The 10658-nt window shown below is 45.0% G+C and carries 12 protein-coding genes; 7 read left to right on the top strand and 5 right to left on the bottom strand.

The window, feature by feature from the left end:
* The first annotated feature begins 8 nt into the window (after positions 1-8).
* Entirely contained in the window at positions 9-1205 is a 1197-nt protein-coding gene (locus tag NHB34_RS00820; RefSeq protein ID WP_353427667.1) for a M20 aminoacylase family protein, read from the top strand.
* Between the two features lie 18 nt (positions 1206-1223).
* Here the strand turns inward: NHB34_RS00820 and NHB34_RS00815 are convergent, their stop codons facing one another.
* The 3 genes from NHB34_RS00815 to apaG all read right to left on the bottom strand — a co-directional run bounded on the left by NHB34_RS00815 (position 1224) and on the right by apaG (position 3741).
* Positions 1224-2000 carry an enoyl-CoA hydratase gene (locus tag NHB34_RS00815; protein WP_353427666.1) on the bottom strand — a complete coding sequence of 259 codons (777 nt, stop codon included), beginning with the start codon at positions 1998-2000 and terminating at the stop codon, positions 1224-1226.
* Between the two features lie 58 nt (positions 2001-2058).
* Positions 2059-3207, bottom strand: a complete 1149-nt coding sequence (locus tag NHB34_RS00810) for an MltA domain-containing protein (RefSeq protein WP_353427665.1) — start codon at positions 3205-3207, stop codon at positions 2059-2061.
* Between the two features lie 159 nt (positions 3208-3366).
* On the bottom strand, positions 3367-3741 hold the full coding sequence (gene apaG / locus NHB34_RS00805; RefSeq protein WP_173954930.1) for a Co2+/Mg2+ efflux protein ApaG: 375 nt from the start codon (positions 3739-3741) through the stop codon (positions 3367-3369).
* A 49-nt stretch (positions 3742-3790) separates the two neighbouring features.
* On the opposite strand from apaG, the gene rpe reads away from it, so the two are divergent.
* Genes rpe through trpC form a run of 5 tightly spaced genes read left to right on the top strand, consistent with a single transcriptional unit; the run spans position 3791 to position 8453 of the window.
* On the top strand, positions 3791-4516 hold the full coding sequence (rpe, locus tag NHB34_RS00800) for a ribulose-phosphate 3-epimerase (protein ID WP_353427664.1): 726 nt from the start codon (positions 3791-3793) through the stop codon (positions 4514-4516).
* Positions 4516-6021: an anthranilate synthase component I gene (gene trpE / locus NHB34_RS00795; RefSeq protein ID WP_353427663.1), complete on the top strand. Its 1506-nt coding sequence runs from the start codon at positions 4516-4518 to the stop codon at positions 6019-6021. The genes rpe and trpE overlap by 1 nt, the downstream gene beginning before the upstream one ends.
* A complete protein-coding gene (locus tag NHB34_RS00790) occupies positions 6005-6568 on the top strand; it encodes an aminodeoxychorismate/anthranilate synthase component II (protein ID WP_353427662.1) in 564 nt (187 codons plus the stop codon). Before trpE ends, NHB34_RS00790 begins: the two co-directional genes overlap by 17 nt.
* A 22-nt stretch (positions 6569-6590) precedes the next feature.
* A complete protein-coding gene (trpD, locus tag NHB34_RS00785; protein ID WP_353427660.1) occupies positions 6591-7616 on the top strand; it encodes an anthranilate phosphoribosyltransferase in 1026 nt (341 codons plus the stop codon).
* Between the two features lie 33 nt (positions 7617-7649).
* Positions 7650-8453: an indole-3-glycerol phosphate synthase TrpC gene (gene trpC / locus NHB34_RS00780; RefSeq protein ID WP_353427659.1), complete on the top strand. Its 804-nt coding sequence runs from the start codon at positions 7650-7652 to the stop codon at positions 8451-8453.
* Here the strand turns inward: trpC and NHB34_RS00775 are convergent.
* The gene (locus NHB34_RS00775; RefSeq protein ID WP_353427658.1) at positions 8434-8967 is read right to left on the bottom strand and encodes a hypothetical protein; all 534 of its coding nucleotides are present in this window, start codon (positions 8965-8967) and stop codon (positions 8434-8436) included. The genes trpC and NHB34_RS00775 overlap by 20 nt on opposite strands.
* 161 nt (positions 8968-9128) lie before the next feature.
* Between NHB34_RS00775 and NHB34_RS00770 the strand changes: the two genes are divergently transcribed.
* The gene (locus tag NHB34_RS00770) at positions 9129-9479 is read left to right on the top strand and encodes a hypothetical protein (RefSeq protein ID WP_353427657.1); all 351 of its coding nucleotides are present in this window, start codon (positions 9129-9131) and stop codon (positions 9477-9479) included.
* A 77-nt stretch (positions 9480-9556) separates the two neighbouring features.
* Here the strand turns inward: NHB34_RS00770 and ychF are convergent, their stop codons facing one another.
* Positions 9557-10651, bottom strand: coding sequence for a redox-regulated ATPase YchF (gene ychF, locus NHB34_RS00765; RefSeq protein ID WP_353427656.1), 1095 nt, complete (start codon positions 10649-10651; stop codon positions 9557-9559).
* Between the last annotated feature and the right edge of the window lie 7 nt (positions 10652-10658).

Raw genomic sequence — 10658 nt, 5'->3', positions numbered from 1 at the left:
ATGAAACAATGCATTTACTTCCAGAAATAATTGAGTCCGCTCCTGAAATACAAGATATTCGGCGCAACATTCATGCGCATCCCGAATTGCGTTTTGAAGAAAATCGCACAGCTGATTTAGTTGCAGAAGCCCTTTCTAGCTGGGGCATTACTGTATTTAGAGGAATGGGTAAAACAGGCGTCGTCGGACGACTCGATGGAGAGCTAGGCCCTGGCAAGATGATTGGTTTGCGTGCAGACATGGATGCACTGCCCTTACAAGAGCACAACAATTTTGCACACGCTTCACGCAATCCTGGAAAGATGCACGCCTGCGGTCATGATGGGCACACTGCCATGCTCTTAGGTGCTGCACAATATTTATCAAATCATCGTGATTTCAAAGGCAGTATGATTTTTATTTTCCAGCCAGCAGAAGAAGGTGGTGCTGGGGCTCGTGAAATGATCAAAGATGGTTTATTTGAACAATTTCCTTGTGATGCAGTATTTGGATTACATAACTGGCCAGGTTTAGCTGAGGGTGATTTCGGTGTAACAGCTGGTCCGATGATGGCATCAAGTAATACATTCGAGATTACCGTCACTGGCAAGGGTGGTCATGCCGCCCTTCCACATAACAGCGCAGATCCAGTGTTTGCTGGCGCGCAAGTGGTATTAGCTTTGCAAAGCATTATTACTCGCAACAAACGCCCTGTAGATGCGGCAGTGCTTTCAGTAACGCAATTTCATGCGGGCGAAACCAGTAACGTTATTCCAGACAGCGCTTTTATTGGCGGCACTGTGCGCACGTTCACTTTAGAAGTATTAGATCTGATCGAACAGCGCTTGCGAGAAGTTGCTCATAATGTTGCGGGTGCATTTGACTGCCAAGCTGAAATTACATTTTCAAGAAACTATCCACCCTTAATCAATCATGCAACTGAAGTAGAGTTTGCAAGCCAGGTGATGACTGAGCTAGTAGGCAAACAACGCGTCAATACATCTATTGATCCAACTATGGGCGCTGAAGACTTTGCCTTTATGTTGCTAGAAAAACCTGGGTGCTATGTCTTTTTAGGAAATGGGGATGGCGACCATCGATCGACTGGGCATGGTATGGGTCCATGCCATCTGCATAACCCATCCTATGACTTTAATGATGCCTTGATCCCAGTGGGAGTGAACTACTGGGTCAAATTAGCTCAACGCTTTTTAGAGAAAAGTTAAGCAGCTTTAAATTCAACATTAGGAATTTGTGAATTTAGCAGGCCGCTTTTCCATAAAGGCAGCCATGCCTTCTTTTTGATCGTTAGTTCCAAAGCACGCATGGAACAAGCGACGCTCAAAATGAATGCCTTGCGATAGTGTGGTCTCGTATGCAGTATTGACAGCTTCTTTCACCATCATGGTTGTTAGCAAAGGCATATCAGCAATATCTTTAGCGATTGCTTTAACTTCTTTCAATAATTCCGCCTTCGGAAATATCCGCGACACCAAGCCAGCACGCTCGGCTTCAGCGGCATCCATCATCCGACCAGTTAAAGCCAAATCCATTGCTTTTGCTTTTGAAACTGCGCGAGGAAGACGTTGAGTTCCACCAGCGCCAGGAATGATGCCTAACTTAATTTCAGGTTGTGCAAACTTGGCGTTATCAGCAGCCATGATCGTGTCGCACATCATAGCTAGCTCGCAACCACCACCCAATGCATATCCAGAAACCGCCGCAATCACAGGCTTGCGCACTTTCTGCATGTGCTCCCAATTACGAGAAATAAAATTATGTCGATACACATCTTGCAAGCTGCGCTTTGCCATAGAGGCGATATCTGCACCAGCAGCAAATGCCTTTTCGCTACCCGTGACAATAATGCAGCCAATGTTGTCATCCGCATCAAACTTCAGCAAGGCTTCACCAAGCTCATCCATTAATTGATCATTGAGCGCGTTCAATACTTCAGGACGATTCAATGTAATAGTGGCAACTTTGCCATCCACTTCAGTCAAAATTGTTTGGTAGCTCATCGACTTCCTTTTACTTGCTAGTTTCTGATTTCTGTTGATCTTTTTTGCATCACTTTAATTACCGCGGTAATAACAACCACATCCTGCCATTCTGCTTCATACGACCTGCTGCTTCACCTGCTGCGTCACCCGATCCCCAATAGTAATCGGCTCGCACCCCGCCGACAATGGCTTTGCCGGTATCTTGAGCAAAAACCAGCTTTTGAAGTGGTTGATTACTTAATGGTCTAGTTGTTGCCAAAAATACAGGTGCACCTAATGGCATAGCTTGCAAATCGATTGCGATACTACGTTCTCCCGTCAATGGAACACCCAATGCACCAGTGGGCCCTAAATCCGCATCCACATTACTAGGCAATTCTTTGAAAAAGACAAAACGAGGATTTGCATTAAGCATTTCATTGACGCGATCAGGATTGCGTTTAGCCCACTGTGAAATTCCTTGCATCGTAGCTTCGCTTCGCGTGATTTCTTTGCGGTCTAACAACCACTGTGCAAAAGACTTAAATGGTTGATCATTCGTTCCCGCAAAACCCAAGCGCATCACCCGACCATCTTCAAGACGAATTTTTCCTGAACCCTGAATTTGCATAAACGCCGCAGCAACGGGATCCTGAACCCAAGCAATTTCTGAACCCTTTAACACCCCTGAGCTCATCAATTCAGCGCGAGTGGGAGCAGGATTTGGTTTAGATTTTTTCCAGGCAGTAGGATAGGTATAGAGTGGCACGCTGTAAAGATTTGTCCTAGTTTGAGAGCCATTCATTACGGGCTCGTAATAGCCAGTAATCAAACCCGTATCCACTCCAGAATTGTTTCGGACTTCGTATGCTTGGAAGTTGTTTTCAAAATATCGACGAATGGCTTGCGTGTCTCGGCTTGAGACGTTTCCAGCTTGGGTACACACCTGGCGCCAATTGATGTCTCCGTTGCGTGAACCGCGCTTGAGCAAGCCCTCACAACTCTTTTGCCAAGCTGGCCATGCTTGCATTAACTCGTCCTCCTGCCACCCTGGAATAACTTGCCATGACACTGCACTAAAGTTTGCGATTGATGAGCTGTATGTTGAAGGGGCTACGCCTGAGCCACTCACTCGATATCCCGCTCCTCTTGTTGGAGGGGTGGAACAGGAAGATAACAAAGTGATCGTCGTTACTGCAGCAATTACGACTACACTTACTTCAAGCCATTTATATTTCAAAATCATGATTGCCAATTTACTTGATGAATACCCAATGCTACTGTTTGTCATTGAAGGCGCTATCGCGCTAGGACTATTGTTATTTATTGTCTTATGGACAGGCAAAGGCAAAAAATAATGTATTGGGCTTTATTGCCTTAATGCCTTATTGGTTATTGGATCAAATCAATGCAATGTCCGCGGCATTACTAAGGCAAATTCAGGTATGGGTGCCTGAAAAAACTGGGCATCTTCTGTAACGCAAAAATACTCACCACGCATGGTTCCTGCAGGGGTTGGGAGGGTTGCCCAGCTGGTGTACTCAAAATGCTCCCCTGAGCGCAACAAAGGCTGCTGACCCACTACCCCTAGGCCTTTTACCTCCTGAACATCGTTATCCCCATCTGTGATGAACCAATGGCGGGCTATAAGCTGAATACTGGCTGACCCGGTATTACGGATGGTGATCGTATAAGCAAAGGCAAATTGGCGATTATCTGGGTCAGATTGGTCAGGAAGGTACTGGGTCTTGACCGTAATGCTGATTTCATGAGGATTCATGCTGGAATTCTGCTCCATCCTAAGACCAACTGCAAGCTAGAATCTAGGGATGGAAAGCCAAAAAACATCACAAAATCCTCAATTTGTCATTGCCCCCTCCATTTTGTCGGCTGACTTTGCCTGTCTAGGCAAGGAAGTCCAAGATGTTTTAGTGGCGGGCGCTGACTGGATTCACTTTGATGTGATGGATAACCACTACGTTCCTAACCTCACTATTGGCCCTTTGGTTTGTGAGGCTATACGTCCTTACGCCCAAAAAGATGATGCGCCTGCAGTAATTGATGTTCATCTCATGATTGAACCCGTTGATCGCATCGTTCCCGACTTTGCAAAAGCGGGCGCCAATTTAATTAGCTTTCACCCAGAAGCAAGTCCTCATGTAAACCGCACATTAAATTTGATTCGGGATCAAGGCTGCCAAGCTGGTCTTGTTTTAAATCCTGCCACACCTCTTGATCACCTCGACCATACTCTCGAATTATTGGACTTAGTGTTGCTAATGTCAGTCAACCCAGGTTTTGGTGGTCAATCTTTTATTCCGAGTACTCTGCAAAAAATTGCACAAGTGCGCGCTAAGCTTGATCGCCATGAAGCTGACACTGGACGAAAAATTCGTCTTGAAGTTGATGGTGGCATCAAAGTCGACAACATCGCTCAAGTTGCTCATGCTGGTGCTGATACATTTGTAGCAGGTTCAGCAATCTTTGGAAAAGATAGTTACGAACAAGTCATCAAAGAAATGCGCACTGAATTAGGAAAGTCAGGAAAAGCCTAATGCTGCGCGAAGAATTTAATGCCCTAGCGAAGCAGGGTTTCAATCGAATTCCTCTTGTCAAAGAGGTGCTGGCTGATTTAGAAACCCCGCTATCACTCTACGTCAAACTTAGCCAAGCATTTGGCAGCAAAAATACTTACCTTCTTGAGTCAGTTTTAGGAGGTGAGCGCTTTGGTCGCTTCTCCTTTATTGGTCTGCCTGCAAAGACGATTGTTCGTACTGTTGGTACGCCATTAAAACCACTCAATGAAGTTGTCACAGATGGCAAAGTAGTTGAAACCAACACAGATAACCCGCTAGATTTCGTTGACGCGTATTTCAAGAGATTTAAAGTTGCAGTACAAGCGGGGCTCCCACGCTTTTGCGGTGGCTTAGCCGGATATTTTGGCTACGATACCGTTCGTTATATCGAATCACGTTTGGCTAAATATGATTTACCCGATGAACTGGGCGTGCCAGATATTCAACTCATGCTGACTGAAGAGTTAGCTGTGATCGATAATGTTGCAGGCAAAATTTATTTCATTGTTTATGCTGACCCTAGTATTACTGACAGCTATGAAAAGGCGCAAGTACGCCTCAAAGAATTACTTGCATGTCTTAGCAAACAAGTTAGCATGCCGCCCTCATTGGCAAGCACAAAAACTGAGTTAATTCGCAAATTTAAAGCCACTAATTTTGAAGATGCAGTACGCAAAACCAAAGAATATATTTTGGCTGGTGACTGCATGCAGGTGGTTATAGGCCAGCGTATTAGCAAGCCATTTGCAGATTCACCCTTATCTCTATACAGGGCATTGCGCTCACTCAACCCATCGCCCTATATGTATTTTTATGACTTTGGCGATCTGCAGATTGTGGGCTCTTCTCCTGAGATCCTGGTTCGCCAAGATAAACGTGCCGCAGAAAAGATTGTGACCATTCGCCCATTGGCTGGCACACGTCCTCGTGGGGCAAACCTAGAGGAAGATGAGCGACTAGCTAAAGAACTCTTGGCTGACCCCAAAGAAATTGCGGAGCACGTCATGTTGATCGATCTGGCGCGCAATGATGTCGGACGCATTGCAAAGACTGGTTCAGTCAAAGTCACAGATTCGATGTCAATTGAAAAGTACTCACATGTACAACACATTGTGAGCTCAGTTGAAGGTGATCTTCTAGACAATATGAGCAATATGGATGTACTAAGAGCGACATTCCCAGCAGGCACTTTATCTGGGGCACCCAAAATTCGCGCAATGGAAATCATTGATGAAATGGAAATTGTGAAACGTGGCGTTTATGGTGGTGCCGTAGGTTACCTGTCATTCTCAGGCGATATGGATGTAGCGATTGCAATTCGCACTGGCGTGATTCGAGAAGGCATGTTGCATTCCCAAGCTGGCGCAGGCGTTGTTGCCGACTCAGATCCTACAGCCGAATGGAAAGAAACTGAAGCCAAGGCGCGTGCCGTGCTCACAGCAGCTGATTTGGTTCAAGGAGGACTTGATGCTCCTAATGATTGATAACTACGATTCATTCACCTACAACCTTGTGCAGTACTTTGCAGAATTAGGTGAAGAGGTCAAAGTCTTTCGTAATGATGAGATTGCCGTTGCTGATATCGCCAAGTTAAATCCTTCGCGCATTTGCATTTCTCCTGGACCCTGCAGCCCTACTGAGGCCGGCATCTCTGTTGAGACCATTAAGCAATTTGCTGGCAAGCTTCCTATTCTCGGGGTATGCCTTGGTCACCAAGCTATTGGTGAAGCATTTGGCGGTAAAGTCATTCGCGCTCAAAAAGTGATGCACGGCAAAACTGATGACATTCATCATACTGGTGTCGGTGTTTTTCAAAACTTACCCAATCCATTTAAAGTGACGCGCTATCACTCACTAGCCATTGAAAAAAGTTCAATTCCAGCATGCTTGGAGGTAACTGCTACTTCTTCAGATGGGGAGATTATGGGCGTAAGACATCGTGAGATGGCTGTTGAAGGGGTTCAGTTTCACCCGGAGTCCATCCTCTCTGAGCATGGTCACGCCCTGCTCAAGAATTTTTTGCAAATGTAATTAAGAAACCTCGGTAAGCACTATGTCAATTACTCCACAAGAAGCACTGCAACGCTGTATCGAACATCGTGAACTTTTTCATGATGAAATGACCGATATGATGCGCCTCATCATGAGCGGTGAAATGGCGCCTGAATTAGTTGCTGGCTTATTAGTTGCTCTGCGTACCAAAAAAGAAACCGTTGGTGAAATTGCCGCGGCAGCCAAAGTCATGCGAGAGTTTGCAACAGCTGTGAATGTTGAAGATCGCTCGCATCTAGTCGATGTTGTAGGCACTGGTGGTGATGGTGCTCACACTTTTAATATCTCTACAGCGGCCATGTTTGTTGCGGCAGCTGCTGGTGCAAAGATTGCCAAACATGGCAACCGCAGCGTTAGCAGCAAATCAGGTAGTGCCGATGTTCTAGAAGCATTAGGTGTTAATTTGGGACTTTCTGCCGATCAAGTTGCCAAATGCATTTCTACTGTTGGCGCTGGCTTTATGTTTGCCCCCAATCATCACCCTGCAATGAAAAATGTTGTACCTATTCGCAAACAATTAGGCGTACGCACCATTTTTAATATTCTGGGGCCGCTGACCAATCCAGCTGATGCAAAGCGCATTTTGATGGGTGTATTTCACCCAGATCTTGTAGGTATTCAGGCAAGAGTCTTACAAGCCCTAGGCATGGACCATGCGTTGGTGGTTTATGGTCGTGATGGCCTAGATGAAATTTCTCTTGAAGGTCCAACCCTAGTAGGTGAATTAAAAGATGGGGTCGTACGCGAATACGAAATTCATCCAAAAGATTTTGGCTTGAACATTGCCCCGACTAATAGTTTTAAAGTGGCTAATGCTGAAGAGTCGAAGAAAATTATGCTTGATGTAATTGATAACAAACCAGGCCCAGCAAGCGATATTGTTTGCTTAAATGCAGGGGCTACGCTTTATGTAGCAGGGATAGCCCCAGATATCGCCAGTGGCATCACCAAAGCCAAAGCAGCAATTAGCTCTGGTGCTGCCCGTCAAAAATTGGATGCATTTGTTGCGTCCACTCAATCCAAATGATTTCCTCATTCATTATTTAATTACCTTTGTTTCATGAGCGATATCCTAGAAAAAATTGTTGCGACTAAAAAAATTGAAGTCGCCAACAACTTAAAGAGCATTTCACTTGCAAGTCAGCGTGAAAAAGCTCACGCTAATAATCAAGATCCACAACTAAAACCGCGTGGCTTTATTCGTGCCATTGAACAAAAAATTGCCGCAGGTAATGCAGGGGTCATTACTGAGATTAAAAAAGCAAGCCCAAGCAAGGGCATTCTGCGCGAGCACTTCATTCCCGCTGAAATTGCTAAGTCCTATGAAAAACATGGATCAGCCTGTTTATCCGTATTGACCGATGTGGATTATTTCCAAGGGAGCAATGCTTACCTACAAGAAGCTCGGGGCGCTTGCAACATACCGGTTTTACGCAAAGATTTTACGATTGATCCCTATCAAATCTATGAAGCTCGAGCGATTGGTGCAGACGCAATTTTGTTAATCGTTGCCTGTCTTGAGCTTAACCAAATGAAAGAGCTTGAAGCTTGCGCTCACGAGCTTGGCTTAGACGTATTGGTGGAGGTTCATGATGCAGCTGAACTTGAGCAAGCGCTTGAATTAAAGACTCCACTCCTTGGAATCAACAACCGCAATCTCAAAACATTTGAGGTAACGCTGCAAACTACCCTATCACTTTTACCTTCAATACCCAAGAACAAAATTTTGGTTACTGAATCTGGAATATTGAGTCGCGAAGATGTGCAACTGATGCGTAGTAATAGCGTAAATGCCTTCTTAGTTGGCGAGGCTTTCATGCGTAGCGCCGATCCAGGCAAGGCACTTAGCGATCTATTCTTCTAAATCGCCTCAATAGGTCTAAGCCGGACTTTATTAAGGCAATGAGTAAGATAGACCCCATTACATCGCCAATAGCCATGACTGCGAAATGATTTACACTTCCGGTGTTTTCAAGCCCAACGGTGGCATACCAATATTGATGTAAGCCAGCACTCATCAAAGCGTAAATCACAATACAAAGTAATAATTTTTGCAGATTCAGATTACTTAAATCAGACTCCAACTTCACATTGCTAAAGACAAATATTCTGGCGAGGTATGGAGCGAATCCAGAAATCAATCCCGTGCCAATACAAATCGCAAGATCTGATGACAACTCGCCGTAATAACTGATTAAAGTCGAGGCTATTGCAATGCCTATCGCACCTGGTAAGCCAAATATCAAAGTTAGAAATAATCGCAAGCCTGCTGGCAAGTAAATCCAATTCACGCCAAGCCCAAACACCAATTCAGTAGTTATCCAGCTATTGATATAAAAAAGAAGTGTGTATGCAAATACACTGATGATTACATTCATCGTTCCTGTACGCATAAGCATTGTGAAATGCGCATAAGTTGACAGTAAATTTGACATTATTGTCAGTGTTGATGATTGTTGTGACTAAAGTCAATAGCAACTGCTACAAATTAGGAATAGAATGGCATTATCCTAAGAGCTAATAATTTATTATCTGATTTATGCCAACTGAAAAGCCGTCTGCTTATCTTCGCTTCTTAAATTTAATTGACGCACTTGATCGAATGAATCCCGGCAAGAAGCTGGATGCGCTTGAAAAAAGTTTGCTCGACAAAATTGTTACCGCAGCACAGGCACAACAAGTAGTCTTGGTGGGGGATCTCATTTCACTATCAGAGCTGGGCTCTCAAGCCACTTTACATGGGCGCCTCAAGAATCTTGCTGCGATGGGCTATATCAAAATGGCATCAAACGATGATGGTCGCAAAAAAGAAGTGCTTCCTACTAAAGCCGCCATCAAACGATATGACGACATCTCAAAATGCCTGGAGAAAGCACTTAAATCAGCCTAAGAAATTAAGCTAGAAATCAAAAAACCCTGCTAGTTTTAGCAGGGTTTTTGTTTTGCTCTAGGCCGAGACTTCAGGTCTTAAACATTGAATAAGAAGTTAAGTACATCGCCATCTTTAACAACATACTCTTTACCTTCGGCGCGCATTTTGCCAGCCTCTTTAGCGCCTGATTCACCCTTATATTGAATAAAGTCGTCGTAGGAAATAGTTTGTGCGCGAATAAATCCACGTTCAAAATCTGTATGAATAACGCCCGCTGCTTTTGGTGCCGTATCCCCCTGATGAATTGTCCAGGCCCGCACTTCTTTAACGCCCGCAGTAAAGTAAGTATGCAATCCCAAAAGTGCATAGCCAGCACGAATCACCCGATCTAAACCTGGCTCATCCATACCCAGATCAGCCAAGAATGCTGATTTATCAGCGTCGTCCAAATCTGCGATCTCAGCCTCAATAGCAGCACATACTGCCACTACTGGCGCTCTCTCTTTGGCGGCATGTTGTTTCACGGCCTCTAGGTGAGGGTTATTTTCAAAACCATCTTCCTTGACGTTAGCCACATACATTGCAGGCTTAGCGGTGATTAAGCAAAGCGGCTTAATTAATACTTTTTCCTCGTCGGTCAAACTTAGACTACGTACTGGTTGGGCAGAATCTAAATGGGCTTGTACTTTAGTAAGCACCGAAACCAAAGCGGCTGCTTCTTTGTCATTTCCAGACTTAGCTGCCTTGCTTGAACGAGCAAGCGTTTTTTCAACTGTGGCCAAATCTGAAAGCGCCAACTCGGTATCTATAACACCAATGTCCGCAATAGGGTCAATCTTGCCTGCAACGTGAATCACGTTAGGATCTTCGAAGCAACGCACCACATGGGTAATGGCGTCCGTTTCACGAATATTGGCCAAAAATTGATTACCCAGTCCTTCGCCTTTAGAGGCGCCCGCTACCAAGCCTGCAATGTCCACAAACTCGACTGCCGCAGGCAAAATGCGCTCGGGCTTGACGATCTCAGCTAAGGCAGCCAAGCGAGGGTCAGGAACCTCCACCACGCCAACATTGGGCTCAATCGTGCAAAAAGGATAGTTTTCTGCTGCGATTCCAGCCTTGGTAAGCGCATTAAAGAGGGTAGATTTGCCGACATTAGGCAGGCCGACGATGCCACATTTCAAAGACATGCCCATA

The organism is Polynucleobacter sp. MWH-UH19D, from assembly GCF_040409795.1.
In the GTDB taxonomy this organism is placed as follows: Bacteria; Pseudomonadota; Gammaproteobacteria; order Burkholderiales; family Burkholderiaceae; genus Polynucleobacter.
Note: the sequence above shows the minus strand (reverse complement) of the source record. Positions and strands in the feature narration are given on the sequence as shown.

Bases quoted from the DNA above. Each gene is read 5' to 3' on its own strand.
- ychF (WP_353427656.1), bottom strand. From the start codon at position 10,651: ATGTCTTTGAAATGTGGCATCGTCGGCCTGCCTAATGTCGGCAAATCT.
- NHB34_RS00790 (WP_353427662.1), top strand. From the start codon at position 6,005: ATGCTCCTAATGATTGATAACTACGATTCATTCACCTACAACCTTGTG.
- trpC (WP_353427659.1), top strand. From the start codon at position 7,650: ATGAGCGATATCCTAGAAAAAATTGTTGCGACTAAAAAAATTGAAGTC.
- NHB34_RS00815 (WP_353427666.1), bottom strand. From the start codon at position 2,000: ATGAGCTACCAAACAATTTTGACTGAAGTGGATGGCAAAGTTGCCACT.
- NHB34_RS00770 (WP_353427657.1), top strand. From the start codon at position 9,129: ATGCCAACTGAAAAGCCGTCTGCTTATCTTCGCTTCTTAAATTTAATT.
- apaG (WP_173954930.1), bottom strand. From the start codon at position 3,741: ATGAATCCTCATGAAATCAGCATTACGGTCAAGACCCAGTACCTTCCT.
- NHB34_RS00775 (WP_353427658.1), bottom strand. From the start codon at position 8,967: ATGAATGTAATCATCAGTGTATTTGCATACACACTTCTTTTTTATATC.
- trpD (WP_353427660.1), top strand. From the start codon at position 6,591: ATGTCAATTACTCCACAAGAAGCACTGCAACGCTGTATCGAACATCGT.
- NHB34_RS00820 (WP_353427667.1), top strand. From the start codon at position 9: ATGCATTTACTTCCAGAAATAATTGAGTCCGCTCCTGAAATACAAGAT.
- trpE (WP_353427663.1), top strand. From the start codon at position 4,516: ATGCTGCGCGAAGAATTTAATGCCCTAGCGAAGCAGGGTTTCAATCGA.
- rpe (WP_353427664.1), top strand. From the start codon at position 3,791: ATGGAAAGCCAAAAAACATCACAAAATCCTCAATTTGTCATTGCCCCC.
- NHB34_RS00810 (WP_353427665.1), bottom strand. From the start codon at position 3,207: ATGATTTTGAAATATAAATGGCTTGAAGTAAGTGTAGTCGTAATTGCT.